Here is a 26,824-nt window from a genome sequence, read left to right as displayed (position 1 = left end):
CCTGCTGGTGGGGTCGGACAGGGCGGCGAAGGCGGCGAGGAAGAACGCCCGTTTGAGTTTGCGGTTGCCGGTGCGGGCGGGGTGTTCGCCTTTGATGCTGGTGCCGGAGGCTCGGGTGACGGGGGCGATGCCGGCGTAGGCGGCCAGGTGCGCGGAGCTGGCGAAGTTGGAGGCGTCGCCGATTTCGAGCAGGATGCGGGCTGCGGTCCTGACTCCGATGCCGGGCATCGAGGTCAGGACCCCGGCGAGAGGGTGCGCATCGAGTATCCCCTCGACCTCGGCGGCGACCTGTTTCCGTTGCTGGAGAACGGCTTTCAGGCTGTCGGCCAATCGGGGCAGGACGGTGTCGGCGGCTGCGGTTCCGGGGACGGTGACGGTCTGCTCGTCCAGCGCGGTCATGATCGCCGCGACGAGTTTGTCTCCCATGCGGGGTGCGTGGGCTGTGGCGATCGCGGTGAGTTTGCGGCGTCCGGCTTTGCGGATTCCGGCTGGTCCGCCGCAGCGGGACAGGATTTCCAGCACCGCCGGATGGGCGGTGCGCGGTCCGATGGCGCGTTCGAGGGCTGGGTGGACGCCGGTGAGCAGGCCGCGGATCCGGTTGCTGATCCGCGTTGCCTCGGCGGCGAGGTCGTCGTCGAAGCCGACCAGCACGTCCAACTCCGCGAGGGCGTCGTCGCCGACGTCGACCTGGCGCAGGGCGTGCGGCAGCGAGCGGGCGGCGTCGGCGACGACGAACGCGTCGCGAGCGTCGGTCTTGGCCCGGCCGGGGTAGAGGTCGGCGATGCGGCGCATCGCCAGGCCGGGCAGATAGGCCACCTCGTGTCCGGCGGCGCGGGCGACCGCGACCGGCAGCGCGCCGATCGTGGCGGGNGTGGCGGGCTGGTCGACCACGACCAGCAGCGGTCCGTGGACGGCGAGTTTGTCGAACAGCGCCCGCAGCTTGGGTTCGCTGTTGGGCAGCGGCCCGTCGTGCAGGCGCTGGCCGTCCGGACCGAGACCGACCGCGTGGTGCTCTCCTTTGCCCACGTCCAACCCCAGGAAAACCCCGAAACTGCTGGTCATCCACCATGTCCTTCGTCGTGGTGCGGGTGGTCGCCGGTCGTGCATCGAGCGCCGGCACCCACGTTACGACGAGACCTGCCCGCAGGCGGCCGTGTCCTTATCAGCGGTCGGTCGATGCCACCAGGCCCGGTGACACCACCCCCCGGATCATGCCTGCGACAGGGGGACAAAGTCATGCCGAGCCTGGCGACCACAGCTCCTTGATCAGGAACCACGAAAACGGTAACGGGGGGGGCGGCACCGGGGGTGAAGGAAGCGAAGGGCCGTTGCCGGGGATGGGAACCCGGTGACGGCCCTTCGTCGCTTTCGCCTGCTTCGCCTGCTGGGCTGGCTTCGCCTGCCGCATGCCTGCTTCGCTGCTTCGCCTGCCGCATTGCCTACGCCTGCTTCGCTGCTTCGCCGATCTCGGGCGCTTCACCACACCGCGGACGTTTGCCAGTTTCCCCTGCTTCGCCAGCTCGACCCGCTTCGCCGCTTCGTCAACGCTGCGCGTTCCGCCCGATTCGCCAGCCTCGCGTGCTTCGCGACACCGTGGATGTTCGGCAGCCTCGCGTGCTTCGCGACACCGTGGATGTTCGGCAGCCTCGCGTGCNCAGCCTCGCGTGCTTCGCGACACCGTGGATGTTCGGCAGCCTCGCGTGCTTCGCCGCGTCACCCGCTTGGCCTGCTTCGTCACTCTCGCGCACTTCGCGACACCGTGGGCGCTTGCCAGCCTCGCTGCTTCGCCAACCCGGCGCGTTCCGCCGCTTCGCCAGCTTCGCTGCTCTCGCGTGCTTCACAACATCGCCGACGCTCGCCAGCCCCGCCCCGCTCGGCCACCTTCGCCCCACCGCTTCAGGACCAGCCAGCTCCAGCCAAGACCCCAGCCAAGACCCCAGCCAGCCCCAGCCCGCGTCTAGCCGAAGATCCAGCCGACGCCAGCCCTCACCCCACGGGCGGGCTCAGCGTTTCTCGAAGATCAAATCGTGCGAAACCCGTCCCTCCCGGTCCGCCCGTTGCTCGAACTTCGTCACCGGCCGCCACTCGGGCCGGGGCGCCCAGCCGTCAGGCTCGTTGGCGTACCGGTTCCGCAGCGCAGGCTCCGCCGAGCACACCTCGAGCATCTGCTCCGCGTAGTGCTCCCAGTCCGTCGCCATATGGAACGTCCCGCCGGGAGCAAGCCGCGACGCGATCAAAGCCACGAACTCCGGCTGCACGATCCGCCGCTTGTGGTGCCGTTTCTTCGGCCACGGGTCCGGGAAAAACAGCCGCACACCAGACAGCGTCCCGGGCGGGACATGCGACGTCAGCAGGACCACCGCGTCACCGTGCATGAGTCGCAGGTTCGTCACTCCGAGCTTCTCCGCGCGCAGCATGAGCTGCCCGAGCCCGGGGTCGTACACCTCGACGGCCACGTAGTTCAGCTCCGGCGCGGCGGCGGCCAGCTGCGAGGTCGTCTCGCCCATGCCGGAACCGATCTCCAGCATCACCGGCGCTTCGCGGCCGAACCATGCCGTGAAGTCGACCGGCCCGGAAGGCAGCTCCGACACCGTCCGGCCGAGTCGCGGCCAGTGTTCCTCCCAGGCTCGCTGCTGGCCGACGGTCATCCGTCCGCCGCGTTTGACGTAGCTGACCACGCTGCGCAGCCGTGGCTGGTCCTCGTTTTCCACCCGGACAACATACGGGCGGGTCAGCGGACCGCTTCGAACTCCCCGAGCCGGGAGCGCAGCCCGGCGAGTCCGGCGACCGCCACCGGCTCCGGTGCGCGGGCGGAATGCGCGGGCAACACGTCGATCCAGCCGTCGTGCCGGTCGGTGTTCAGCACGGTGGTCGGGATGGAATGGCCGGACTTGCCGCGTTCGGACGGCATGAACTCCCAGTACCCGGATTCGCCGTCGGCCGCCCACGGGACGAACTCCCAGCCCATCCGCTTGCCCAGCAGCTGCGCCACCCGGTCCTCGATGCGGAAGCCGAGTTCGCGCGATTCGAGCCGTCCGCTCGCGACCGCGCGCAGCCACCACGGCGCGGGCAGTGCGTCGTCGGCTCCGCTCGTCCGCCGGTACAGCCCGAGCACCGCGTCCTCGGGTGCGCGATGCACCCACGCCTGGCGCAGTTCGGCGGGCCGGGTCGCGGGCAGCGCGAACCGGGGCAGCTCGATCGCCTGGGACCATTCGAGGTCCAGCATCGGTTCGAGCCGAGGGGTTGGTACCGCAGCGTCGCGGGAAACGAGTTGATCAACGTCCACCGTCACGGTTCACCTCCGGAGAGCTGAGACGGGGCTCTGCTGTGAATATCCGTGGGTTTCCGACAGTATGTCCGCTCCCTGTGAGAGAAGCCACACCGGTTTACGTGAAGTTAATCCGAATGCCTGCCGGGCAATCGGGAATGTGCACGTGCAGGTCAGGCGTCCCGCCGATTCGCGGTCGCCACGCCCGCGGCGAACAACACCACGCTGATCGCCGCGAAATACGCGAGATAACCCCACGGCCCGAAAGGAGGCGACAGTTTCAGTGTCGTCCTGGTGAAATCGCCACCGGCGAACTGCGAGGCCGCGTAGAACGGCATCCACTGGTAAAGATCGCCGCCGATCTTGGGAATCAGCAGCACCAGGCCCTCGACCAGCTGGGTCCACACGAGCACGATCGCCAGTGCCAGCGCGGAACTGCGCAGCAGCAGGCCGACGCCGACGCCGAGCAGTCCGGTCAGCGCGAAGGTCAGGATCTGGCCGAACACGATGCGCCAGTCCGCCCCCGAGTGCAGGCCGAGGTCGGCGTCCGGGCGCACGAGATGCGCCAGCCCCCACGAGCCGACGCCGGCGAGCAGGCCGAGCACCGCGCAGACCGCGAGCACAACGGTGCCCTTGGCGAGCAGCGCGGGCGTCCGCGTCGGCACCGCCTGGAAGGTGAGCCGCAGCGTGCCCCAGCTGAAGTCGGCCGTCGCGGCGAGCACCGCGAGCACCAGCGCGACCGTGCGGCCGGTGCTCGTGGCGAGCTGGGTATTGCTCACGTCGGCGGTGATTTCGGCCCCGGAAAGTCCGAGGAACAACGCGGTGAACGCGATCGGCGCGGCCACCGCGATCAGCGCGCACCACCAGGGCGCACGAGTGCTGAAAAGTTTGATGCGTTCCGCCCGCAGCAGATTCACCGCGCACCTCCACTGGTGAATTCGGCCGCCTGGCCGGTCAATTCGAGGTAGGCGTGCTCGAGCGAACCGGCCAGCGGGCTCAGCTCGTGCAGCGTGGCGCGCGCGGCGAAAGCGAGTTCGCCGATCGCGTCACTGTCCATTTCGGACACCAGGAACGCACCGGAATCCTCGGTGAAAACCGCGCGCGCTTCGGTGAGCGCGGTTCGCAGCGCGTCGGCGTGCGGTGTGCGCACCCGGACCCCGCGCGAGCCGGCGCGGTCCACGAAATCGGCCATCGTGCCCTGGTAGATCAGCTGGCCGCGGCCGATCACCACGAGATCCTGCGCGGTCTGCTCCATTTCCGGCAGCAGATGGCTCGACACGAACACCGTGCGGCCTTCCGCGGCGAGCCCGTGCAGCAGCTGGCGCACCCAGTGCACGCCCTCCGGGTCGAGCCCGTTGACCGGTTCGTCGAACAACAGCACGCGCGGGTCGCCGAGCAGCGCGCTCGCGATGCCGAGTCGCTGCAGCATGCCGAGCGAGAAGGTGCCCGCGCGTTTGCGGGCCACCGCGGACAGCCCGACGAGCTCCAGCACCTCGTCGGCACGCCGATCCGGCAGCCCGTTCGTCGCGGCGAGGAACCGCAGATGCTGGCGGGCGGAGCGGCCCGGATGCCGCCACGTCGCGTCGAGCAGCGCGCCGACCGTGCGCAGCGGATCGGACAGCTGCCGGTACGGCTTGCCCTCGATGTGCGCGGTGCCCGCGGTAGGCGCGTCGAGCCCGAGCAGCAGCCGCATCGTGGTGGATTTGCCCGCCCCGTTCGGGCCGAGGAACCCGGTGACGCGACCGGCTCGCGCGGTGAATGTCAGGTCCCGCACCGCGACCGTGTCGCCGTAGGACTTGGTGAGTCCAGTCGCTTCGAGCACGCCGCCCCCCTTCTCGTGGCACCGAACTCTACCGAAACGAAAAGATCCGGGCCGCCCCCCGAATGGCGACCCGGATCTTGTTCCCCTTTTCCCCTTTTTCCCCTTGTTCGGCTCCGCCGGCCCCCGCCTGACTCGCCCGAACACCCCTGTGGGTCTTTAGGCGTCGCGCTTCTTCGCGACGCCGATCGCGATGGCCAGCAGCACCACGGCCACGCCGGCGAAGTAGGCCAGCGAGCCCCACTGCGACAGCGCCGCGTCCGCCGCGCCCGGTCCGCCGGAACTGCTGCCGAGGAACCGCTCCGCGACCGTGAACGGCAGCCACTCGTGGATCTTCGGCCCGACAGTCGGGATCAGCTGCACGAGGTTTTCCACCGCCAGCACGTAGATCAGCAGCAGCGAAAGCGCACCCGCGCTGTGCCGGATCAGCGTGCCGACCGCGACCGCGATGACCGCGGCGAAGGCGAACACCAGTCCGACGCCCGCGACATGGATCCAGTCCGCGGAGGAACTCAGCGCGGTCTCGTCCGACGGGCGGATCGCGTAGCCGAGGCCCCACGAGGCGAAGGCGCCGATCTCGCCGATCACGAACGACAGCAGCGCGACGATGGTGGCCTTCGCGACGAGCACGCTGCCCCGCTTCGGCACCGCCTGGAACGTCGTGCGGATCGTGCCGAAGCGGTATTCGGTGGTGACCGCCAGCGCCGCCAGCACCATGATCACCGCGATGCCGAACTGGTGTCCGGCCTGGGTGTTGGCGACCGACAGCGATTCCCCGCTCGGGAGCGAGGCGGCGATGAGACCGGCGAATCCGACGGTGAGGGCCAGTGCGATGACGGCGCACCACCACGGCGACCGGGTGGTGAGGAGCTTGATGCGTTCGACCGCGAGCAAAGTCATGAGTTATCTCTTCCCAACGAGAGTGTGGTCAGCGGATGGCCGCGGCCTGCTGCGCCTCTGCTTCGAGCCCGGTGTGGTACTCGACGGAGTCGCCGGTGATCTGCATGAAGGCTTGTTCGAGCGAGCCGGTCTGCGGGCTCAGCTCGTGCAGCACGAGGTTCGCCGAAGCGGCGATCTCGCCGATCTTCGCACTGTCCATTCCGGACACGATGAGCGCTTCGCCGGCATCGGCGACCTGAGCGCTGGCGGAGATCAGTTGCTGGCGCAGCGCCGGAAGCTGCGGCGAGCGCACCTTCACGGTGTTCTCCGCGGCCCGCGCCACGAATTCCTCCGTGGTGGACTGCGCGATCAGCTGGCCCTTGCCGATGACCACGAGGTCGGTCGCGGTGAGCGCCATCTCCGAAAGCAGGTGGCTCGACACGAACACGGTCCGGCCCTCGGCGGCGAGGCGCTGCATGAACTTCCGGATCCAGAGGATGCCCTCCGGGTCGAGGCCGTTCACCGGCTCGTCGAACAGCAGCACCTCCGGGTCGCCGAGCAGCGCGGCGGCGATCCCCAGCCGCTGCGACATGCCGAGCGAGAACCCGCCCGCCCGCTTGCCCGCGACGCTGGTGAGGCCGACGGTGTCGAGCACCTCGTCCACCCGAGCCGCCGGAATCCGGTTGGACCGGGCCATCCACTGCAGGTGCGCGCGGGCCGAGCGGTTGGGGTGCACCCATTTCGCGTCGAGCAGCGCGCCGACCGTGCGCAGCGGTTCCTTCAGGTCGCGATACAGCTTCCCGCCGATCCGGACCTGGCCCCCGGTCGGGTTGTCCAGTCCGAGGATCATGCGCATCGTGGTGGACTTGCCGGCGCCGTTCGGGCCGAGGAATCCGGTGACTTTCCCCGCGGCCACGCTGAACGACAGGTTGTTCACCGCGAGCGTGTTCCCGTACCGCTTGGTGAGACCTGTTGCCTCGATCATCCCCTGCTCCCTCTACGGCGGTGCTGACGGAATTCATCCTGTCTCAGCGCGGCCGTTTTCGCGTCATCCTGTGGATCGAACTGGCTACCCGACCTGAGTAGTACTCAATCGTGTCGCAGGGTGGAGCGCGATGGGGGATGCCCCTGAGCCGACCCTGAACTTTGCCCGCACGGTCCGGTGTGGACAGTGTCCGAATCGGACGCTTCAGCCGATCCCCGGCCGGGTGAGCCCGGTCTCGTACGCGAGGACGACCGCCTGTACGCGGTCGCGCAGGTCGAGCTTGGACAGGATCCGCCCGACGTGTGTTTTCACCGTAGCCTCGGAAAGGAACAACGTCTCGGCGATCTCGACGTTCGACATGCCTTTCGCGATCAGCACGAGCACTTCGCGTTCACGGTCGGTCAGCACGTCGAGTTCGGCCGGATCACGCATTTCCGAACCGCCGGAGCCGACGAACCGGTCGAGCAGCCTGCGCGTGACCGAGGGCGACATCACCGCGTCGCCGTCGGCGACCGAACGCAGCGCGGACACCAGGTAGTCCGGCTGGGTGTCCTTGAGCAGGAAGCCGGACGCGCCGCCCTGCAGCGCGGCGTAGACGTACTCGTCGAGGTCGAAGGTGGTCATCACGAGCACCCGCGCGGTGCCCGCCGCGACGATCTGTTTCGTCGCCTCGACGCCGTCGAGCACCGGCATCCGCACGTCCATCAGCACGACGTCGGGCCGCAGTTCGGCGGCCATCCGCACGGCTTGCGCGCCGTCGCCCGCCTCGCCGACCACGTCGATGTCGGCCTGCGCGCCCAGCACCATCCGGAACCCGACGCGCATCAGTTCCTGGTCGTCGACGACCACCACTCGGATCACGAGTTCAACCTAACCGGCAGCACCGCTCGCACCTGCCAGCCACCGCCGGCGGCGGGGCCCACCTCCAGTGTCCCGCCGTACACGTGCGCCCGCTCCCGCATCCCGATCAGCCCGTTCCCGCCCGCGACCGACAGCCGGGGCGCCGGCTGGCGGGCCGTTCCCGTCGCTCCGTTCGCGCCGACCTGTTCGAGCCGCCGCGCCCGGCCCGCGCCGTCGTCGCGCACGAGCACCTCGATCTGGTCGCCGGTCCGGTGCACCCGGACCGCGGCGCTCGCCCCGGCCCCGGCGTGCTTGAGCGTGTTGGTGAGCGATTCCTGGACGATCCGGTAGATCCCGAGCGACACCCCGGCGGGCAGGTCGTCCAGTCCGTCGCCGAGGGCGAGGTCGACCGGGACGCCGGCGGCGCGCATCCGCTGGGCGAGGTCGCCCAGCGCGGTCGCGTCCGGCTGCGGCACCCGCGGTTCGTCGTCGCCGCGGTCGCCCCGTAACACGTCGAGCAGCCGGCGCAGTTCGCCCAGCGCGCCGCGGCCGGTTTCGGAGATCGTCCCGAGCGCGCGTCCGGCCAGCTCCGGATTGGATTTCAGGGCGAGCGCCGCGCCGTCGGCCTGCACGACCATCACGCTCACCGAGTGCGCCACCACGTCGTGCAGTTCCCTGGCGATCCGGCCGCGTTCCTCGGCCACCGCGATGCGCGCGGCCTGGTCGCGTTCGGTCTCCAGCAGATGCAACCGGGCCTCCAGTTCGCGCTGGTAGGCGCGGCGGGCGTACATGAATTCGCCGAGCAGCCAGCAGAAGGCGATGGTGAAGGCGCTGAACAGCAGTTGCGCGGCCACCGACGGTTCGGGTTTGACGATCGCGGCGACGGCCATGGCCACCACGAACGCGCCGCCGTAGAGCAGGCCCTGCTTCCGGCCGACGTAGACCTGGACCGAGTAGAGGCTGATCGCGAGCGCGACCAGGCCGGACACTCCGAGGTCCAGTGCGCTGTGTGCGTACGAAACGACGTAGACGGCGTACGCGGCGAGCACCGGCCGTTTGCGGCGGAACACCAGCGGCGCGACGACGGCGATGTCGATCGGGACCGCGATGTACCAGGACGGGCCGGGAGCGTCGGGATCGAGGCCGCCGGCGGCGAACACGAGAATGTCGAACGCCGCGAGCAGCACCGCGAGCAGCGAGTCCCCGACCATCGGGTGAGCACGCATCCAGAGGCTGAGCCGTCGCACGACTCAACAGTAGGTCGCGGCGCGGGCGGCCGCGTCGGTCGCGGGTAGCACCTTCGGTGCGACCGAAGGATGACCGGCATGCGACGATTCCTGCTCGGGTGAGCGAACGAGCCGGAAGGGGGCCGGGGCGGTGACGGCAGCGGCGGAACGGGGGCGACTCGCCGGCCCACTGTCCGCGTCGGTGGCGCAGCTGTGCCACCGGCTGCGGTCCCAGGTGTCCCCGCGCACCGCCGCCGGGTTCGCCGAGGTGCTGCGGCGGCTCGGCGCGCCGCTGCAGGTCGCGGTCGCCGGCCGGATCAAATCGGGTAAGTCGACGCTGGTCAACGCGTTGATCGGGCGGCTGGTCGCGCCCACCGACGTCGGCGAGTGCACGCGGCTGGTCACGCGGTTCCAGTACGGCACTGTCGACCGGGTCGAGGTGGTGTTCCTCGACGGCCGCAAGCAGGTGCTGCCGTTCGCCGCGGACGGGTCGATCCCGGCCGAGCTCGGCGTCGACATCTCCGAGGTCTCGCACCTTGAGGCCTACCTCACCAACGCCGTGCTGCAGGACATGACGGTGATCGACACCCCCGGTCTCGGCTCGCTGGACGCCGCGTCGGTGTCGCGGACCGAGCAGCTGCTGGGCGCGGCCGAGCAGGACGAAGGTTCCGACGACCTCGACGACACCTCGCGCAACGCCGTCGCGGGCGCGGAGGCCGTGCTGTACGTGGTGACCCAGGGCGTGCGCGCGGACGATCAGCAGGCGCTGGCCGCGTTCACCGCCGCGACCGCGAGCCGGGACGCGGGACCGGTCAACGCGATCGCCGTGTTGAACAAAGCGGACACGGTCGTCGCGGAAACTGTCGAAGGCTCCGGCGGAGACGTCTGGAAAGCCGCGCAACTGCTCGCCGAGAAGCAGGCCGCGACGCTGAAGCCGCGGGTGGCGGACGTGCTGCCGGTGATCGGCCTGATCGCCGAATCGGCCGAGTCCGGCGGGTTCACCTCCGCCGACGCCGAAGCGCTCGGCCAGCTCGCCGCGCTCGACGACGACGTCCTCGAAACCATGCTCATCGCGGCCGACATCTTCACCAGCTGGGAGTGCGACGTCCCGACTGGAATCCGGTTGCGGCTGCTGGAGAACCTCGATCTCTTCGGAATCCGCTGTGCGGTCGAGGCGATCCGCGCGGAACCGGAGATCACCGCGGGAGCGTTGCGGCGCAAGCTCCTCGACATCTCCGGACTCGACGCGGTCCGGCGGCGGCTGTCGATCGTCTTCGCCGCGCGCGCGGACGGGATCAAGGCGGCGGCCGCGCTGGCATCGGTGACCGCGCTGGCGCACGCGTCCGGCGACCCGGGCGAACGGCAGCGCGTGCACGACGCGATCGAGGTGCTGCTGGCCCGCCCGGAAGCGCATCAGCTGCGGTTGCTGGAAGCGTTGACGCTCGTCGCGTCTGGCGCGGTCGAGATGCCGGAAGACCTGGCGGAAGAGGTGCTTCGGGTCGGCAGCAACGCCGACATCGGCGCGCAGCTCGGCCTTCCCGGCGCCCCGCGCCCGGAGCTGGCGGCGCACGCGCTGGAACGCGCCGGCTGGTGGCGGTCTTTCGCGTCTTTCGGCGCGACTCCGGCGCAAAGCCGCGTGGCCCACGTCGTGCACCGTGCCTATTTCCTGATCTGGCAACAGATCCGCGAACAGTAAACACCTCGTCCGCGACGCGTAGGCTGAATGTCGTGCGGCTGGAGGACACCACCTCGTGGCGGGTGAACTGGGGCAGCGACCACGACGTCGACGTGGCGTTGTTCCTCCGGGACGTTCTCGCGCTCTCGATCGCCGACGGCCAGCTGCTGCCGCCGGTGGAACCCGCCGTCCCGGTGCACGTCCCGCCCGCCCTCGACCGCGCGGCGGTGCAGGCGCAGTGGGAACCGTGGTGGAACGGCCTGCTGACCTTCCTCCGCGAGCGCGGTTCCGCCCGCACCCGCCGGAAAAGCCCCGCTCCCGGCGACGGTTCGGCGATCGACCTCGCGGCCCAGCACTTCGCCCCGGCCGCCGCCGAACACTTCGCCGCGGCCCGCCGCCCGGTCTCGTCCGGCTTCCACCGCCGCCAGATCCTCGCCGGGGAACGGCTGGGCCGCCTGGTCCGCGAGACCGAGGTGGAGCTGGGCCGTCGCGCCCGGCCGTTCCGGCTGTCGGTGCTGGAGATCCCGGTCGCGGGCCGGGTGTGGCTGCGGACGGCGGAGCACCAGCTGCTGGTGTCGTCCCGGCTGGCCGCGGACGTTCCGGCGCTCGACCAGGCGATGCGCTCGCTGATCCACGAACTCGCCTGATCCCGCGCAAACGCTTGCGCCACCTCGCCTGCGGTGCCCGCCCGCGGGCGCTCTCCGCTCCCGCTGACGTACGTGAGGGCCACCCGGCCAGGGGCAATCTCGCCGCTGCGCCCGCGGGGGTTCGCCGCTTTGGCGTTCGCTCGACCAGTCCGGGCATTCATAAACCGAGTACGCGGTCTACTATTGCCCACCATGGAGACCGTGGTCGACGAACCGGCGTGGGTGCGCCGCGGCTCGTGGCTGGCCCGCCCGGTCGCCGGGGCACTGCTGGGCTGGGGCGTGCAGGCACTCAGCGGCTGGATCACCTCGCTGACCTGGTTTCCGGTGCAGGGCCCGTTCCGGCTGCTGCATTCGGTTCCGCAGCCGTGGCGGCTGATCGGCGCGGTCGCTGTCGGCGCGCTGCTCGGGGTCGCGTTCGCCTGGATGTGGGCGTGGGACCGGCTGATCGTCACGGTGTCCGCCACGCGCGTCACGCTCGAACGACGCGAGCGGCGCCGGCGCATCGACACTGCTCTCGCCGCGGTGTTCGTCGACGACGGCAAGCTCGTGCTGCTCGGCGAGAACGACCGGGAAATCGCCAGGGAGAAGACGGACCTGTCTCGCCGGCAGCTGGCCGAAGCGTTCACTTCGCACGGCCGCCCGTGGCTCGACGAACCGCGGCCAGAGCGATGAGGACCGTCGATCCGGAGAAGTACGCGGCGAAACGGCGCGCGATTCTCGACGCGGCAGCCGGGTGCTTCGCCCGCGACGGCTTCGCAAAGACCTCGACCGCGGACATTTGCCGTGCGGCCGGGATCAGCTCCGGCAGCCTGTTCCACTACTTCCCCAGCAAGCGCGCGGTCTTCGTCGGCATTTTCGAGGCGGACGCCACCAGCAACGAGGACCTGCTCGCCACCGCGGTGGACATGGCCGACCCGTGGGAAGGCGTGCTCGCTGTCGTTGAGCGGATGACCGCGGCGATCGTGTTGCCCGGCGTCGTGCGGCTGATCCTCGAAGCGGCCGCGCAAGCCGCGCGCGATCCGGAGTTCAACGAGCTGATCCGCAGCAACGACGACCTCATGCGCGTCGGTCTCGCGGGCTTGATCGAGCGCGGCGTCCAGACCGGCAGGCTCTCCCCCATGCTGTCCCCGGCCGACGCGGGCAACTGGGTCGTCGCGCTGGTCGACGCGTTGCTTTCCCGCGCGAGCCTCGATCCCGATCTGGACGTCGAGCACGAGCAGGCGGTGCTGCGGCAGCTGCTGGCGCGGATTCTCGGCCCGTCTGAGTGATCCGCCCCCGCCGCGCGCCGCAGTGCCGCAAACTGGTGAAATCACCCGGACGACCAGGGGGAGGGTCTCAATGGCGTGGTTCGGCCACGAGGAAGCTGCCGACGCGGCCGAAGCTCCGACCGGCGAGATCAGCGCGGAAGCGCTCGCCCGGATCATCGCCGAGGCGGACGGAACCGCCGCCGCGGCGGATGCGTCGGATCCCGATGTGGACCTCGTAGCTGCCCCGGGTGACCTCGAACGCGCGCTTTCCGACCGGCAGGCGCTCATCCAGCTGTGCCTGTACGCACTGGACCGCGCCCGCAGCAGCGGTGTCGTGGAACGGCTCGAACACGGGCTCGCCTCGATCGGCGTCACCGCGTTGCGCGCCGAGGGCGAACGCTTCGACCCGGCTCGCCACGAGGCGGGCGGCGCGGTGCCCACCGANCACCGACGATCCGGAGCTGGAAGGCGTCGTCGCGGAGACCGAGGTCGTCGGGTTCGCCGATCAGGACCGGCTGTTGCGCGCGCCGATCGTCACCGTCTACGCGAAGCGGGCGCAGTGACCGCACCGACGCTTCCCGCTCAGGTCCAGGCCGCACGCGAACAGCTGCTCGGCGTCGTCCGCGAGGCTGATTCCCCCGCCGCCAAATGGGTTGAGGACCAGCGCAAGGCCCGTTCGGAGAAACCGTCCGTGGTGGTCGTCGGCGAAACGAACCGCGGGAAGAGTTCGCTGGTCAACGCCCTGCTCGCGACCCCGGGACTGTCCCCTGTGGACGCTGACGTGGCCACCGCGACCTACCTCGTTTTCGAGCACGCCCAGCAGTGGGGCGCGCAGGCCTGCTACCCCGGTCAGCTGGCGTCGGTGCCGTTCGACCTGACGCAACTGGTCGACTGGGTGTCCGCCTCGCACGAGCTGCCGCCGGGTCAGCTGCCGCCGCGCTACGTCGAGGTGTCCGGCCCGGTCCCGCTGCTGGAACGGCTGACCCTGGTCGACACCCCGGGCGTCGGCGGGCTCGATTCGCTGCACGGCGAACTGGCCAAGGAAGCCGCCGCGGGCGCGACCGCGCTGGTGTTCGTGGTCGACGCGTCGGCCCCGTTCACCTCCACCGAACTGCAGTTCCTGCGCGAGGTCTCCGACCGCGTCGAGACGGTGGTGTTCGTACTGGCCAAAACCGACGCGTTCCGCGGCTGGCGCGAGATCCTGGAAGCCGACCGGCACCTGCTCGCCGAACACGCGCCGCGGTTTGCCGACGCGGTCTTCCACCCGGTGTCGGCACGCGTGTTCGAGACCGCCGCGAAAGCGCCGAACGCGCAGGTCGCCGCCATGCTGCGGGAGAAGTCGGGCATCGCGGCGGTGCAGGTCGCGCTGCAGGAACTGCTGGTCGGCCGGTCGATGATGCTCAAGGAAGCCAACACGCTCCGCTCGCTGTCGAGCGCGCTGGCCGGGATCAAGGCGAAGCTGCAAGCCGAAAGCCGTGCGTTGTCAGCGGGCGAAGCGGAAGCCGAACAACTCCGCGCCCGCCGCGACGATCTTCAGTCCCAACGCCGCACCTCCACCCGCGGCTGGCAACTGCGCCTGCGCGGCGAAATCCAGCGCACGCGAGTCGAGGTCGGCCACGAGAGCAGCCGCGAGATGCGCGAGGCGCAGGCACATTTCCGCCAGCGCATCGACGCGGCGAACCGCGACGAACTGGCCGCGCTGCCGCAGGAAGTCGACATCGCGCTGCAGACCGCGTCGCAGCGGGTGTCGATGCAGCTGTCGAGGCGGCTGAACCAGGTGACGAACACGGCGCTTTCGGAGTTGTTCTCCGCCGAGGAACTCGACGTGATCCGCGCCCAGTTCGCGCGCGCCGGCGGTCCGCCGGTGGTGCTGCGCCCGCCGGACAAGAAACCGCCGACCGCCGAAGACAAACTGCTGGTGTTCATGGGCATTTCCGGTGGCGTCGGCGCGGGGAAGATCGCCGCGTTGCCATTGGCAGGCGTCGCGATCCTCAACCCGGTCGTGCTCCCGGCGACGATCGTGATCGGCCTCGGCGCGGGCTGGTGGATGGCGCGCACCCGCAAACACGCCTCGGACAAACAGCACCTGAAGCAATGGCTGGTCGAAGCGATCGCCGACGCCCGCTCGACGCTCGACCAGCTGATCGCCGAGCAGCTCATCGAGGCTGAGCAGCAATTGTCGCTCGCCCTCGACGAGGCGCTGGGCCGCCGCATCGAGGCGATCGAGGCGGAGCTGAAGGAGGTGGACCAGACGATCAAGATGAGCGCGCAGGAGCGGGCGAAGAAGATCGCGATCGTCTCGAAACGCCTCAAGGACGTGACCGAGGGGCATGCCCGGGCCGAAGCCCTGCTTTCCCGCATTCGCACGGTCCGTGATCGGGCATGATCAGCGGGTGACGCACGGACCAGTGGGGCGTGCCGCCAGCCCCGCGATGGGGTGCCGCCTCCTCGGCAGTGGCAACCGCCCGCCGTGGTGCTGCTCGGTGGTGGCGGCTTCGCGATCTTCGCCATCGGTGAGCGACGACAGCACCCGATCGGCCTGCGGAACGTCAACTGCCACGCCTCCAGCGAGTACCCGGCGACGGTGGCCGTCGACGGTTTCGCCAAGGACAATGTCCAGATCCAGCTCGGCAAGAGACTCGGCACTCCGTACTGGGCGTACTACGAGGGTTCCAGGTCAGCGGGGCGGGGCACGGCCCGGCGGGAAGTGACCCACGACGACGCGGGCAGTGGGTGCGTTTTCTTTCACCGGCGGCGGTCTGCCGCCGTGAGCAGGTGATCGGCTTGTGGACGGGAACCGAACCGGCCTAACGTGAGTCATACCGAGCGAAGCAACCAGCGGCAGACCCGGCGTACTAAGGGGGACCAACCCATGTGGGTCGACGAGAGCGGCGGCACCGACGCGACCGGCCCGGAGGCCTTGACCGTCCACGTCGACGGCCAGGAGTACCAGGCCGAGGTCAACTACGACACCGACCACGACGGGGTCTCCGACACCGCGGTCGTCGAGCACGACGACGGCACCGCGCAGGCGTTCGCCGACACCGATCACGACGGGGTCGCCGACCACTACGCGGTGCTCGATTCGACCGGGCATGTCGTGGACCAGGCGGTTTACGATGAGCAGAGCGGCAGCTGGGTCGAATCCGGCCACGGCCAGTCCGGCTCGGACGGCACCGACACGCATTCGCAGGACACCTCGACCACCGGGCACATCCACGCCGACCTTCCCGACGGCAACGTCGACGCCGGGGTCGCCACCATCGACACCGACCACGACGGGCACAACGACACCGCCGTGGTCGAGACCCGCTCCGGCGGCACGATCGCCTTCACCGACACCAACGGCGACGGCCAGGCCGACGTCGCGGTGCAGGTCGGCGCGGACGGCTCCACCCACACCTTCGAGCACACCGGCCAGGGCCAGTGGACCGAGGCCGACGGCGGCTCGAACCACGCGGCGACCGACCCCGGCAGCGACTCGGCCTGGGGCGGCGAGGGCGCCCAGCTGCTCAGCGGCGTCGCGAAGATCGACAGCGGAACCGGGCAGTGGATCAGCCCCAACTGAGCCCTCGGTAACTGACGTCACCCGAACGGGTCCGGCCGCGCGCCGGGCCCGTTTGGTCGTTTCCTGGCCGGGAAGGCTGACAGCGTTGACACCCCGAGCGGACTGATCAGCCCGGCACCCGGCATCCGGCGCGAATGCGACGCGGGCCACGCGGAAAGATTTTCGCCGCTGGCCCGTTCCGGTGAAACTGAATCGATTCCCTTATCGTTCTTGTGAGAGAACCGACAGGTCAGCTCTCGGTTACCTGCCGTCCATCCGGCTACAGTCGGGGAATCCCAAAACCCGCACACCGGTCTTCCGCCGGTGTGCGAAGCCATTCGGTCGCCGGCAACGAAGCCCGCACCAAGAACACTGTCGTTCGCGGTGTGGGCTCTTTTGTCGTCGGAAGTCAGGAGTAGAGATGACCGCAGTCGCCATCCCCGGACTGGACAACGCGCCGACGACGCACAGTGGCGTGCTGTCCTGGGTCCGGGAGGTCGCCGAGCTGACCACCCCGGACCGCGTGGTGTGGGTCGACGGGTCTGACGAGGAAGCCGCCCGGATCAACCAGGAGCTGGTCGACGCCGGCACCTTCGTGAAGCTGGACGCGAAGCCGAACTCCTACTGGGCCACCTCGGACCCCGGCGACGTCGCGCGGGTCGAGGACCGCACCTTCATCTGTTCGAAGGAAGAGAAGGACGCGGGCCCGACGAACAACTGGGTCGCCCCGGCCGAGATGAAGGCCACCATGACGGAGCTGTACCGCGGCTGCATGCGCGGCCGCACGATGTACGTGATCCCGTTCTGCATGGGCCCGCTCGGCGACGAAAACCCCAAGCTGGGCATCGAAATCACCGACTTCGCCTATGTCGTCGCGTCAATGCGCGTGATGACCCGGGCAGGCAAGGCCGCGCTGGACAAGTTCGTCAAGGCCGACGGCACCGAGGCCGAGTTCGTGCCCGCCCTGCACTCGGTCGGCAAGCCGCTGGCGGACGGCGAGAAGGACGTCGCCTGGCCGTGCAGCGAGACCAAGTACATCTCGCACTTCCCGGAGGAGCGGCTGATCTGGAGCTACGGCTCTGGCTACGGCGGCAACTCCTTGCTGGGCAAGAAGTGCTACTCGCTGCGGATCGGCTCGGTCATCGCCCGGGACGAGGGCTGGCTCGCCGAGCACATGCTGATCCTCAAGCTGATCTCGCCCGAGGACAAGGTCCACTACGTCGCGGCGGCGTTCCCGAGCGCCTGCGGCAAGACCAACCTCGCCATGCTGCAGCCGACCATCCCGGGCTGGCGCGCGGAGACCCTCGGCGACGACATCGCGTGGATGCGCTTCGGCGAGGACGGCCGGCTGTACGCGGTGAACCCGGAGTTCGGCTTCTTCGGTGTCGCGCCGGGCACCGACAACCACACGAACCCGAACGCCATGCGCACGATCGAGAAGGGCAATACGGTCTTCACGAACGTGGCGCTCACCGACGACGGCGACGTGTGGTGGGAGGGCATGGAGAACAAGCCCGCGCACGCCACCTCGTGGAAGCACCAGGACTGGACGCCCGACTCCGAGGAGAAGGCCGCCCACCCGAACTCGCGGTACTGCGTGCCGATGTCGCAGTGCCCGATCCTCGCGCCGGAGTGGGACGACCCCAACGGCGTGCCGATCTCGGCGATCCTTTTCGGCGGACGGCGCAAGACGACGGTGCCGCTGGTGAACGAGGCCCGCGACTGGCAGCACGGCGTCTTCATGGGCGCGACCATGTCGTCGGAGACCACCGCCGCGGCGGTCGGCGCGGTCGGCAACGTGCGCCGCGACCCGATGGCGATGCTGCCGTTCCTCGGCTACCACGCCGGTGACTACTTCAACCACTGGCTGACGCTGGGCAAGAACGCCGACGCGAACAAGCTGCCGAAGATCTTCTACGTCAACTGGTTCCGCCGCGGCGACGACGGCCGCTTCCTGTGGCCGGGCTTCAGCGAGAACTCGCGCGTGCTCAAGTGGGTGCTCGAACGCGTCGAGGGCAAGGGCAACGCGGTCGAGACCCCGATCGGGTTCGTGCCGAACGCCCAGGACCTCGACCTCGACGGCCTTTCCGAGCCGGTCGAGGACATCCAGGCCGCGCTGGAGGTGCGCAACGAGGAGTGGCGCGAGGAGCTGCCGCTCATCGAGGAGTGGTTCGCGAAGATCGGCGAGGTGCCCTCCTCGCTGCGCGACGAGCTGGACGCGCTGGCCCAGCGTCTGGGCTGACGCCCGCGTCAAGCGTGAGAAGGGGACGTTCGCACCGGGCGCGGACGTCCCCTTCTTCGTTCCCGGAAACGGTAGCGTGGGTCGCATGGTCTCTGATGGGGAGAAGACTTTCCGGTTCGGCGTGAACATGGTGCTTCCGGGCTCGCGCGACGAGTGGGGCGCGAAGTGCCGCCGGGTCGAGGAACTCGGCTACGACGTGCTGAGCGTGGCCGACCACCTCGCCATCGCGCCGCCGTTTCCCGCGCTCGTGCTGGCCGGTGCGGTCACCGAACGGGTGCGGCTCAACACTTTTGTGCTCAACGCGCCGTTCTACAACCCGGTGCTGCTCGCGCGCGACGTCGCGGGCACGGACCAATTCGTGTCCGGACGGCTCGAACTCGGTCTCGGCGCCGGATATGTCAAAGCGGAGTTCGAAGCGGCCGGAATGCCGTTTCCCAGCGCGGGCGCGCGGGTCGATCACCTCGAACTCACGATCAAGGAACTCGGGCGGCTGTACGCGGATCCGGAATACGCGCCGAAACCGGTGCAGTCCGGCGGTCCGCCGCTGATGATCGGCGGCCGCGGCGACCGGCTGCTGTCGCTGGCCGCCGAGCACGCGGCGACGATTGCCTTCAGCGGCATGGCAAAGGTGCGCGACGGTGCGCCGCCGATGCTGGCGACCGCGGAATCGGTCGAAGAGCGCACGAGGTTTGTCGCCGAACGACTCGCCGGGCGCGCCGCCGAATTCAACGTGCTGGTGCAATTCGTCCAGATCACTGATGATCGGGAAAGCGCGCTGCGGGAAATCCTTGCGCGCCTGGGTGGCACACTGACGCTCGACGAGCTGGCGGAGGTCCCGACCGTGCTGGTCGGGACCGTCGAGGAAATCGCTGAGCAGCTGGTCGCGCACCGCGCTCGGTTCGGTTTCAGCTATTTCACGATCCTGGAGCCGAACCTCGAAGTGCTGGCCCCGGTGGTGAAGCTGCTGTGTCGCCGATAGTGGACGCGCGGGGGCTCGGCGTGAAGGCCGGTGACCTGTGGTTGCTGGAGGATCTCGACTTCTCGGTCGATCCGGGCGAATGCGCGGTGCTCGTCGGGCCCAACGGCGTCGGGAAATCCACCCTGATGCGGTGTCTGTACGGGATGCAGGAACCGCAGCGGGGCCGGGTGCTGATCGACGGTGCGAAGCCGGACGAGCGCAGTGTTTCCTTCCGGCGCAAGGTGTCCGTGCTCTTCGACGATTCCGACTTCTTCGCTGAACTGACTCCGATGCAGCACCTGGAACTGCTCGCTGGCTCCTTCGGGGAAGACCTCGGTGATTACGACGAATTGCTGGCGGACGCGGGCCTCGCCGAACGAGCCCGCGTCACCGCTGGGCATTTCTCGGCCGGACAGCGTCGCCGGTTGCTGCTGCTGGGCGTCACCGCGCGGCCGCATCGCGTGCTGTTGCTGGACGAGCCGGAACGCGCGCTCGACACCGCGGGCAAGGAGTGGCTGGTCAAGCTGATCGGCCGCTCCACCGCGGCGGGTGCGGCAGTTGTCGTTGCCACGCATCATCAACCGTTGCTGGACACGGCAGACAGCGTGCTCGAACTGTGGTGACCCGGTTACGCGTGCCTGGCCGCAAGCGGTTCGGCGGCATTTTCAGTGGCGACAGCCCCACGTTCGTGCTGATCTTCGGTGTCGGCTTCCTGTTCACCGCCTTTTTCCGTACTGACGCCTGGCATCGAGTCCTCTTTGGACCGTCCGCAGTGGACTACTCGGCGGTACTCGGCCTGGTCGCGTTGTGCGCCGCGGTCGGCTGGCGAAGCCTGCTGCGCCGAGGTTTCGTCTGGGCCGAACCGGCCGAGCTGACCTGGATGGACTTCGCCAAGGTGGACCGCCGCCGCGTCGTCGGGACCCGGCTGGCCAGCGTGCTCACCGGATTCGTGGTGGTGATCGGATATCTCGCCGCGCTGATGCTGGCGGTCGGCGGCAGTTCGGTCGACTGGTGGCGCGCCGCGGCCGCCCTCGTCGCGGGCGGCACGATCCTCGCGTTCACCACTGCGCGTCGTACCGCGTTCCGGCTCGAAGCCGCTGGACCGCTGCTCCTCGCGGTGGCCGGCGTCGTGATCGCTGCGGCTCGCCTCGACGCGATGGCGGTGCAGTACGTCGGCGCGGCGCTCGCATTATGTGGTCTGTTGCTGGCTTTTGGCGGCGAAGCGGTCAGTGGCGCCGGTCGCGCGGTGCTGCTCGACGGCTGGAACGCGCGGGTCCTGCGCGCGATGGCGGTGACATTTCTCGACCCGATGATGATGCTGCCGGAGTCCGGGTCCGCCGGTTCGTGGTCGCTGCGCCCGCCCACCGCGTTCCGGCTCGCGTGGGTCGGGATCGTTGGCCGTTCCCGGTATGCGGGCGCGGTTTTGTTAGTGGCTTTCGCGGTAGCCGTCGGACATGTTGCTGTTCCCACTCTGCCGGGCCCGGTGCTCGTCGGGATCGGCGCGTACGTGGCGCTTACTCCTTTCGGGGCCGGTCTCGGCGTGCTGTGGCGGAATCCGGGGCGGCGGCGGTGGCTGGGTTCGTCGTCGCAGGAGCTGGTGATCGCGCACGGCGTCGCGCTGACTGTGGTTGCTCTGGTCTGGTGCGCGCTGCTCTCAGTGGCGCTTTTGGCTTTGGGCGCCGCGTTTTCACCGCTCTCGTGGGTGACCGTTGCCCTGGCAGTGCTCTCGGTATTGCGCACCGTCACGCGGCAGCCGGTCGACTACAGCAGCGCGGGTTTCGTCGACACCCCCGCCGGCCCGATGCCGGCAAACCTTATGCGGCAACTGTTCCGCGGTCCGGACCTGCTGGCGCTCGGAATCCTGGTGCTGGCGCAACTCGGCTGAACGGCCGCGCCCGGGTTAGGCTCCGTGCCGACGAGAGGAGCCGAAGGTGGGCGGTGGACACGCTTCCGGCATCGGACGCAGGGCGACGTGCGAGTTTCCGCCCGGATGGAGCGACGAGCAGATCATCGCGGTGGTCAAGGACGTCGCCAACGATCCGGGCGAACCCCGGCGGCAGCAGTACAACGGCCGCTGGCGCTGCGTCGGCGAACGGTACGGCGTGCGCGTGGTCGTCCTGGTCAACGGCGACGGGAACGTGCACACCAGCTACCCGCTGCCGGGTCCCGGCGTCGTCCGGAACGCGGACGCCGCGCGAGACCCGGCGAACCCGACCGTCGACGACCGCGCGGGCAACCGGATCAGCTACTTCGTCGACAGCGTCCTGCGCCTGCTCGCCGATCGGATGCCTGCCGAAGACCTGGAGCACTACCGCGATCTGCAGTGGTCCGGCGAATGGGAGGAGCTGGCCGACACCCTGGCCGCGCACTTCGAGGTGACCGGCATCCAGCTCAACCCGGACGAGTACGCGGACTTCGAGAAGCTGCTGAACTCGTTCGAACTGCCGGTCCGCGACTGCCGCTACCTCAACGACCGCGAACGGATCCTCGCCGACCTGCGCGACTGAGCCGTCACCACGGGATTTCCCCGGCGTCGTCAAAGAACCCGCCGCGCGGCCCGTCGTCGGGCAGGGTGGCGAGTTTGACCGCGATTGCCGCGCCCTGTTCGGGTGTCCGGGTTCCGGCGTAACCGTTGAAATCCGTTGCTACGTAACCGGGACAGCCGGCGTTGATGATCACGTTCGTGTCCGCGAGCACGCGGGCGTACTGCACGGTGATGCTGTTGAGCATCGTCTTCGACGGCGCGTAAGCGGCGAGGACCGGGCCGCTTCGCAGCTTGAGCGAACCCATGTTGCTGGACATGTTGACGATGCGCGGCGACTCCGCTTCGCGCAACAGCGGAAGCATCGCGTTCGTGACCCGGACGACGCCGAAGACGTTCGTGTCCAGGACCGTGCGGACGACGTCGAGGTCGAGTGTCGTCGGGTCCTGGGCGCCGCCGTCGAGCTGGCCGCCGATGCCGGCGTTGTTGACCAGGACGTCGAGCCGTTCGATGGACTTGGCCGCGACGGCGACACTGTCCTCGGAGGTGACGTCGAGCGCGACGCCGAATGCGTCGATGCCCGCGGCGCGCAGTTCCTCGACGGCTTTCTCGCGGTTGTTTTCGTCCCGCGCACCCACGGCGACGGTGAAGCCGATCGAGCCGAGGCCGTGCGCGATGGCGAGGCCGATTCCCTTGTTCGCGCCGGTGACCAGCGCGGTCTTCGTGTCGTTCACTCCGTCCATGGTCGGCGCGGTCCGGTCGGACGTCCAAGATCAAAGGGGTCTGCTGTGATACCCGCAGGGTATTAAGCTGGTGCTGTGGACGACCTGGAGACTCGCGAACTCCGTTACTTCGCAGCGGTCGCCGAAGAACTGCACTTCGGCCGCGCCGCTGAACGGCTCGGGATCGCGCAGCCGCCCCTCTCGCGCGCGATCGCCCAGCTGGAGCGACGGCTCGGCGTCCAGCTTCTTGAGCGAAACCGCCGGGGCGTCGCGCTGACCGAGGCCGGTCGAGTGCTGCTCCGCGAATCCCGGCTGGCCCTCGACGCCGTCGCGGCCGCTGTCCGCCGCACGCGCCGAGCCGGGAAGCATCCGCTGGTGCTGGCGACCAAAGCCGGAGCGTCGCACGAACTCCTGCAACGGCTCTTGGCCGCGAGCCCGCCGGTGGAGATCCTGCTGTGCGAGGTCGGCGAACAGGCCGGACTGCTCCGCGACGGTTCGGCGGACGTGGCGATCATGCACCACCCCTACGACGACCTCGCCGGGTTCGACACCGAGGCGCTGCAGGTCGAAGGCCAGGTCGCGATCCTGCCGGCCGCACATCCGCTCGCCGCGCGGGAAACGCTGACCCTGGCCGAGGTCAGCGACGTGCCGGACCTGCCGATGGCCCGCTGGCCCCGCCTCGACGGCAGCTACCCGGACGGCCCCGGCCCGGAGGTGCGCACCCAGTCGACCCTCGCCCAGCTCGTCGCGCTCGGCCGGACGCTGCTGGTGATTCCCGCGTCGAGCCGGGCTTGGCAGTGGCCGGAGCACGTCGCGGTCCCGGTCGTCGATGCCCCGGACGTCACCACGGTGATCGGCTGGTCGCCGAACAGCCACTCCCCGGAGGTTGCCGCGCTCGTCCGGAACGCGGTCGCGCTTCGCGCCGAGCCGCAGTTGTCCGCAGGCGTCCAGTACTTGCCCGATCTGCTCGCCGATCCTGCCCCCGGCGGCTGACTCAGCCGCTCTTCTCGGCGCGCTGCGCGATCCTCCCGGGGACGCCCCGGAACCTCAACTGGCCTGCGAAAACGCCGCCGCGTCACCCGCGCACGCGACGCGTAGCCGCTCCAGCGGCATGCCCACCGCGTCGGCGATCGCCGCGACGGTGAAGAACGCGGGCGTCGGGATCCGGCCGGTCTCGATCTTGCGCAGGGTTTCGACTGAAATGCCCGCTTCCGCGGCCACGTCGACCATGCTGCGGCTGGCCCGGGCGGCGCGCAGCACCAGGCCGAGCCGCTCGCCGCGGGAGCGTTCTTCGTCGGTGAGGGGCACGCGGACCATGTCGTTCAGTTTAGCCACAGAGTTGTCCACTGCCTGTGGATAACTCTGTGCACAAGCTGCCGAACCCCGTGGACAACCGCCGTCCGGCACAAGCTCTTGGGGCATTCGAGGCGGCCCGGTCCCGCCGATAGGGGTAGCGAACGGCTCGCCGGGGCCGCGCGAAAGCGGGTTGTCCCCGAGGTTGTCCACACCCTGGAACGTGGTCGCAGTGCTGATCGAATCGATATCGAAGTCGTATGACGGCGGGATGACCGAGGTCTAGGGTCAGGCGGTCGCGTGTCACGTGAGTGTTAGGTGAGGTTTGATGTCCACTGCCAAACCGGGCGGTCGGGTGCGCGGGTTCCAGTTCAGTGCCTGGAACCTGCTGTTGCTGATCCCGTTGCTGATCCTGGTCACGCCGCTGTTCAACTTCGACGAGCCGCGGCTGTTCGGCCTTCCGTTCTTCTACTGGTTCCAGCTGGCGTTCGTCGTACTGGGCGTGCTGTGCACCGGCATCGTCTACCTGGCCACCAAGAACAAGCCGCGGGGCGGCGGCCGGGACGAGCTGAGCGTCGACGACTTGGACGAGGGGGACGCCCGATGAGCGACATTCAGTGGGTCGAACTGATCGTCTTCGCGTTGCTGTTCGTGGTCGTCACCGTGCTCGGCTTCGTCGCCTCGCGGTGGAAAGCCGGCGGCAGCCTCGACCACCTCGACGAATGGGGCCTCGGCGGCCGCAAGTTCGGCTCGTGGATCACCTGGTTCCTGCTCGGCGGCGACCTCTACACCGCATACACCTTCGTCGCCGTGCCCGCGCTCGTGTTCAGCGCCGGCGCGCTCGGCCTGTACGCGCTGCCCTACACGATCGTCGTCTACCCGATCGTCCTGCTTCCCGCGCTGCGCATGTGGTCGGTCAGCCGTTCGCGCGGCTACGTGACCCCCGCCGACTTCGTCCGCGGTCGCTTCGGTTCGCCGACGCTGGCACTGCTGATCGCGATCACCGGCATCGTCGCGACCATGCCGTACATCGCGTTGCAGCTGGTCGGCCTGGAAGCCGTGCTGCGCACGATGGGCATCAACGGTTCCGGCATCGTCGGGCACCTGCCGCTGCTGGTCGCGTTCGTCATCCTGGCGCTCTACACGTATCAGTCCGGCCTTCGCGCCCCCGCGCTGATCGCGTTCGTCAAGGACATCCTGATCTACATCGTGATCATCGTGGCGGTCATTTACCTGCCTTCGAAGCTCGGCGGCTGGGACCACATTTTCAGCACCGCCAACGAAACGCTCGCCAAGCCGAGTCCGGCCACCGGCAAGCCCGCCGGTTCGATCCTGCTGACCTCGAGCAACCAGTTGCAGTACGCGACGCTGGCGCTGGGTTCGGCGCTCGCGCTGTTCCTGTACCCGCACTCGCTCACGAGCGTGCTCGCCTCGCGCGGCCGCAACGTGATCAAGCGGAACATGGTGGCGCTGCCGGCTTACTCGTTCGTGCTGGGTCTGCTCGCGCTGCTGGGTTACGTCGCGATCTCGGCGGGCGTCAAGCCGCTGAAGAACGCCGCCACCGGAAAGCCGGACGGCAACACGATCGTCCCGCTGCTGTTCGACTCGCAGTTCACGAACTGGTTCGCCGGCATCGCCTTCGCCGCGATCGGCATCGGTGCTCTGGTGCCCGCCGCGATCATGTCGATCGCCGCGGCGAACCTGTGGACGCGCAACATCTACAAGGAGTACATCCGCAAGGACGCGACGCCGAAGCAGGAGGCGAAGCAGGCGAAACTGGCGTCCTTGGTGGTCAAGCTGGGTGCGGTGCTGGTGATCATCCTGATCGACCCGCAGTTCTCGATCGACCTGCAGCTCATCGGCGGCGTGCTGATCCTGCAGACCCTGCCCGCGGTGGCGATCGCCCTGTACACGCGCTGGTTCCACAAGGCGGGCCTCATCGCAGGCTGGATCGTCGGCATGGGCTGGGGCCTGATCATGCTGTACGGAATCCCCAACCCCGCCAACGGAAAACTCCACTTCGGCGGTTCCGCACTGGCCATGGGCAACCTGTCGATCTTCGGCTGGCACCCGTTCAGCGGCACCGGCCTCGCCGCGGTGCAGATCTATCCGGGTTTCGTGGCCCTCATAGCGAACATCGTGGTGGCCGCGGTGGTCTCGGTCATCGCACGGGCCCTGAAGTGGAGCCCGGGCAACGACGAAACCGCGCCCGAGGACTACCACGCCGACGAACACGACAAGGACCTGCGCCCCATCGGTGCCCACTAAGTCCTTTTTAGACAGAGGCCTCCGCGTCGGTTTCCGGCGCGGAGGTCTCTTGGGTTCTACCGATCATCGCCTTCGCGACGATGTACAGGACTACCGCGTTGAGCACATGCCACAGGAAATGCGTGCCTGCCGGGAAGTCTCCGCAGATCACTCCGTCGATAGCCCGGAAGGACAGCGACAACGCGAACACTGCGGCGGCCATGGTGAAGTGCAGCCAGTACGAGTCGCGCTTTACTCCCAACGCGATAGCGAACCCAGCCAGGCCCGCGAGTGCTGGCAGATACAGGCCGCCGCCAAGCGCCGCCGACGCGCCGGTGATTGCCAGGAAAGCCAGTGCACCCAGCCAGGACCAGGCGGCTTTCGCCGGAAAGAAGATCCGGGGAAAGGCCGCGGCGTAAAACAGGGTGAAGATCAGGATGGCCGTGGAGTCGGCGACCGCACCCCAGCGCGTGGCGACCAGGTGGAACACGCCGCTGGCGACAAAGATCAACCCGATCAGGGCAGCGAGCACCCGCCCGGCGCGCTGCCCGTCGGCCCGCCACCACACCATCCCGGCGGCAGCGAGAAAGGCCAGGTTGGCCAGGTCGTTGAGCGGCTCTCCCCAGAGTCCGGGCGCGGTGCGCTCGCAGTAACCGTCCACGTACGCGGTCCAGTTCACGGGGGTAAGCAAACCCCTTCCGGGTGAACGGAGGGAATCCGGGGTCAGTCGGTTCGGAGCAGGGGTGC

General features: G+C 69.2%; 27 protein-coding genes. 15 read left to right on the top strand and 12 right to left on the bottom strand.

The genetic code is table 11. The annotated features are described in order from the left end of the window. The 9 genes from A4R44_RS07940 to A4R44_RS07900 form a co-directional block, all read right to left on the bottom strand. Nucleotides 1-1,062 (bottom strand): IS110 family transposase (locus A4R44_RS07940; protein ID WP_067578137.1); only part of this gene is annotated, 1,062 nt, incomplete at its 3' end. A 941-nt stretch (nt 1,063-2,003) separates the two neighbouring features. Then, entirely contained in the window at nt 2,004-2,711 is a 708-nt protein-coding gene (gene trmB, locus A4R44_RS07935; RefSeq protein WP_095213228.1) for a tRNA (guanosine(46)-N7)-methyltransferase TrmB, read from the bottom strand. A gap of 20 nt (nt 2,712-2,731) precedes the next feature. After that, nucleotides 2,732-3,226, bottom strand: coding sequence for a hypothetical protein (locus A4R44_RS07930; protein ID WP_198545199.1), 495 nt, complete (start codon nt 3,224-3,226; stop codon nt 2,732-2,734). Between the two features lie 215 nt (nt 3,227-3,441). Beyond that, a complete protein-coding gene (locus A4R44_RS07925; RefSeq protein WP_067577740.1) occupies nt 3,442-4,185 on the bottom strand; it encodes an ABC transporter permease in 744 nt (247 codons plus the stop codon). Further along, nucleotides 4,182-5,090 (bottom strand): ABC transporter ATP-binding protein, encoded by a 909-nt coding sequence (locus A4R44_RS07920; protein ID WP_067577738.1) that lies wholly within the window; start codon nt 5,088-5,090, stop codon nt 4,182-4,184. Before A4R44_RS07920 ends, A4R44_RS07925 begins: the two co-directional genes overlap by 4 nt. Nucleotides 5,091-5,246: 156 nt before the next feature. Beyond that, nucleotides 5,247-5,987, bottom strand: coding sequence for an ABC transporter permease (locus tag A4R44_RS07915; protein WP_067577736.1), 741 nt, complete (start codon nt 5,985-5,987; stop codon nt 5,247-5,249). A 28-nt stretch (nt 5,988-6,015) separates the two neighbouring features. Next, nucleotides 6,016-6,951: an ABC transporter ATP-binding protein gene (locus tag A4R44_RS07910; RefSeq protein WP_067577734.1), complete on the bottom strand. Its 936-nt coding sequence runs from the start codon at nt 6,949-6,951 to the stop codon at nt 6,016-6,018. Between the two features lie 204 nt (nt 6,952-7,155). Next, nucleotides 7,156-7,812, bottom strand: coding sequence for a response regulator transcription factor (locus tag A4R44_RS07905; RefSeq protein ID WP_067577732.1), 657 nt, complete (start codon nt 7,810-7,812; stop codon nt 7,156-7,158). Next, nucleotides 7,809-9,002 carry a sensor histidine kinase gene (locus A4R44_RS07900; protein ID WP_067577730.1) on the bottom strand — a complete coding sequence of 398 codons (1,194 nt, stop codon included), beginning with the start codon at nt 9,000-9,002 and terminating at the stop codon, nt 7,809-7,811. Before A4R44_RS07900 ends, A4R44_RS07905 begins: the two co-directional genes overlap by 4 nt. Before the next feature lie 166 nt (nt 9,003-9,168). Between A4R44_RS07900 and A4R44_RS07895 the strand changes: the two genes are divergently transcribed. From A4R44_RS07895 to A4R44_RS07840, 12 genes are all read left to right on the top strand, one after another. After that, the gene (locus tag A4R44_RS07895; protein WP_067577728.1) at nt 9,169-10,713 is read left to right on the top strand and encodes a dynamin family protein; all 1,545 of its coding nucleotides are present in this window, start codon (nt 9,169-9,171) and stop codon (nt 10,711-10,713) included. 32 nt (nt 10,714-10,745) lie between these two features. Beyond that, nucleotides 10,746-11,339: a hypothetical protein gene (locus tag A4R44_RS07890; RefSeq protein WP_067577726.1), complete on the top strand. Its 594-nt coding sequence runs from the start codon at nt 10,746-10,748 to the stop codon at nt 11,337-11,339. A gap of 192 nt (nt 11,340-11,531) precedes the next feature. Next, the gene (locus A4R44_RS07885) at nt 11,532-12,011 is read left to right on the top strand and encodes a hypothetical protein (RefSeq protein WP_067577724.1); all 480 of its coding nucleotides are present in this window, start codon (nt 11,532-11,534) and stop codon (nt 12,009-12,011) included. Continuing rightward, entirely contained in the window at nt 12,008-12,607 is a 600-nt protein-coding gene (locus tag A4R44_RS07880; RefSeq protein ID WP_067577722.1) for a TetR/AcrR family transcriptional regulator, read from the top strand. Before A4R44_RS07885 ends, A4R44_RS07880 begins: the two co-directional genes overlap by 4 nt. A 538-nt stretch (nt 12,608-13,145) precedes the next feature. Continuing rightward, nucleotides 13,146-14,972, top strand: coding sequence for a dynamin family protein (locus tag A4R44_RS07875; RefSeq protein ID WP_067578133.1), 1,827 nt, complete (start codon nt 13,146-13,148; stop codon nt 14,970-14,972). A gap of 84 nt (nt 14,973-15,056) precedes the next feature. After that, on the top strand, nt 15,057-15,365 hold the full coding sequence (locus tag A4R44_RS07870) for a hypothetical protein (RefSeq protein WP_067577720.1): 309 nt from the start codon (nt 15,057-15,059) through the stop codon (nt 15,363-15,365). Nucleotides 15,366-15,458: 93 nt separating this feature from the next. After that, nucleotides 15,459-16,154: a hypothetical protein gene (locus A4R44_RS07865; RefSeq protein WP_067577718.1), complete on the top strand. Its 696-nt coding sequence runs from the start codon at nt 15,459-15,461 to the stop codon at nt 16,152-16,154. A 400-nt stretch (nt 16,155-16,554) separates the two neighbouring features. Then, the gene (locus A4R44_RS07860) at nt 16,555-18,375 is read left to right on the top strand and encodes a phosphoenolpyruvate carboxykinase (GTP) (RefSeq protein WP_067577716.1); all 1,821 of its coding nucleotides are present in this window, start codon (nt 16,555-16,557) and stop codon (nt 18,373-18,375) included. Between the two features lie 85 nt (nt 18,376-18,460). Then, entirely contained in the window at nt 18,461-19,354 is an 894-nt protein-coding gene (locus A4R44_RS07855) for a TIGR03621 family F420-dependent LLM class oxidoreductase (RefSeq protein ID WP_093572333.1), read from the top strand. Further along, complete coding sequence (locus tag A4R44_RS07850; protein ID WP_067578129.1) at nt 19,351-19,956, top strand: ABC transporter ATP-binding protein; 606 nt, start codon at nt 19,351-19,353, stop codon at nt 19,954-19,956. The genes A4R44_RS07855 and A4R44_RS07850 overlap by 4 nt, the downstream gene beginning before the upstream one ends. After that, the gene (locus tag A4R44_RS07845) at nt 19,950-21,218 is read left to right on the top strand and encodes a DUF6297 family protein (protein ID WP_067577714.1); all 1,269 of its coding nucleotides are present in this window, start codon (nt 19,950-19,952) and stop codon (nt 21,216-21,218) included. The genes A4R44_RS07850 and A4R44_RS07845 overlap by 7 nt, the downstream gene beginning before the upstream one ends. A gap of 46 nt (nt 21,219-21,264) precedes the next feature. Further along, the gene (locus A4R44_RS07840; protein ID WP_067577712.1) at nt 21,265-21,840 is read left to right on the top strand and encodes an EndoU domain-containing protein; all 576 of its coding nucleotides are present in this window, start codon (nt 21,265-21,267) and stop codon (nt 21,838-21,840) included. A 4-nt stretch (nt 21,841-21,844) separates the two neighbouring features. Here the strand turns inward: A4R44_RS07840 and A4R44_RS07835 are convergent, their stop codons facing one another. Then, nucleotides 21,845-22,558, bottom strand: a complete 714-nt coding sequence (locus A4R44_RS07835) for an SDR family oxidoreductase (RefSeq protein ID WP_067577710.1) — start codon at nt 22,556-22,558, stop codon at nt 21,845-21,847. A gap of 75 nt (nt 22,559-22,633) precedes the next feature. On the opposite strand from A4R44_RS07835, the gene A4R44_RS07830 reads away from it, so the two are divergent. Next, on the top strand, nt 22,634-23,530 hold the full coding sequence (locus A4R44_RS07830) for a LysR family transcriptional regulator (protein ID WP_067577708.1): 897 nt from the start codon (nt 22,634-22,636) through the stop codon (nt 23,528-23,530). A 54-nt stretch (nt 23,531-23,584) separates the two neighbouring features. On the opposite strand, the gene A4R44_RS07825 is transcribed toward A4R44_RS07830, so the two are convergent. Further along, nucleotides 23,585-23,854, bottom strand: a complete 270-nt coding sequence (locus A4R44_RS07825) for a helix-turn-helix domain-containing protein (RefSeq protein WP_067577706.1) — start codon at nt 23,852-23,854, stop codon at nt 23,585-23,587. Between the two features lie 304 nt (nt 23,855-24,158). On the opposite strand from A4R44_RS07825, the gene A4R44_RS07820 reads away from it, so the two are divergent. Then, nucleotides 24,159-24,437 carry a DUF3311 domain-containing protein gene (locus A4R44_RS07820; protein WP_067577704.1) on the top strand — a complete coding sequence of 93 codons (279 nt, stop codon included), beginning with the start codon at nt 24,159-24,161 and terminating at the stop codon, nt 24,435-24,437. Continuing rightward, the gene (gene mctP, locus A4R44_RS07815; protein ID WP_067577702.1) at nt 24,434-26,098 is read left to right on the top strand and encodes a monocarboxylate uptake permease MctP; all 1,665 of its coding nucleotides are present in this window, start codon (nt 24,434-24,436) and stop codon (nt 26,096-26,098) included. The genes A4R44_RS07820 and mctP overlap by 4 nt, the downstream gene beginning before the upstream one ends. 7 nt (nt 26,099-26,105) lie before the next feature. On the opposite strand, the gene A4R44_RS07810 is transcribed toward mctP, so the two are convergent. Further along, entirely contained in the window at nt 26,106-26,756 is a 651-nt protein-coding gene (locus A4R44_RS07810; RefSeq protein ID WP_067577700.1) for a hypothetical protein, read from the bottom strand. Between the last annotated feature and the right edge of the window lie 68 nt (nt 26,757-26,824).

The organism is Amycolatopsis sp. M39 (assembly GCF_001651785.1).
Classification (GTDB): Bacteria; Actinomycetota; Actinomycetes; order Mycobacteriales; family Pseudonocardiaceae; genus Amycolatopsis; species Amycolatopsis rubida.
The sequence above is the reverse complement of the archived record's forward strand: the minus strand, read 5'-3'. Positions and strand labels throughout refer to the sequence as shown.

Coding starts and splice junctions, on each gene's coding strand:
- A4R44_RS07910 (WP_067577734.1), bottom strand. CDS start 6,951: ATGATCGAGGCAACAGGTCTCACCAAGCGGTACGGGAACACGCTCGCG.
- A4R44_RS07880 (WP_067577722.1), top strand. CDS start 12,008: ATGAGGACCGTCGATCCGGAGAAGTACGCGGCGAAACGGCGCGCGATT.
- A4R44_RS07915 (WP_067577736.1), bottom strand. CDS start 5,987: ATGACTTTGCTCGCGGTCGAACGCATCAAGCTCCTCACCACCCGGTCG.
- A4R44_RS07865 (WP_067577718.1), top strand. CDS start 15,459: ATGTGGGTCGACGAGAGCGGCGGCACCGACGCGACCGGCCCGGAGGCC.
- A4R44_RS07930 (WP_198545199.1), bottom strand. CDS start 3,226: ATGCTGGACCTCGAATGGTCCCAGGCGATCGAGCTGCCCCGGTTCGCG.
- A4R44_RS07900 (WP_067577730.1), bottom strand. CDS start 9,002: ATGGTCGGGGACTCGCTGCTCGCGGTGCTGCTCGCGGCGTTCGACATT.
- A4R44_RS07820 (WP_067577704.1), top strand. CDS start 24,159: ATGTCCACTGCCAAACCGGGCGGTCGGGTGCGCGGGTTCCAGTTCAGT.
- A4R44_RS07835 (WP_067577710.1), bottom strand. CDS start 22,558: ATGGACGGAGTGAACGACACGAAGACCGCGCTGGTCACCGGCGCGAAC.
- A4R44_RS07860 (WP_067577716.1), top strand. CDS start 16,555: ATGACCGCAGTCGCCATCCCCGGACTGGACAACGCGCCGACGACGCAC.
- A4R44_RS07855 (WP_093572333.1), top strand. CDS start 18,461: ATGGTCTCTGATGGGGAGAAGACTTTCCGGTTCGGCGTGAACATGGTG.
- mctP (WP_067577702.1), top strand. CDS start 24,434: ATGAGCGACATTCAGTGGGTCGAACTGATCGTCTTCGCGTTGCTGTTC.
- A4R44_RS07825 (WP_067577706.1), bottom strand. CDS start 23,854: ATGGTCCGCGTGCCCCTCACCGACGAAGAACGCTCCCGCGGCGAGCGG.
- A4R44_RS07885 (WP_067577724.1), top strand. CDS start 11,532: ATGGAGACCGTGGTCGACGAACCGGCGTGGGTGCGCCGCGGCTCGTGG.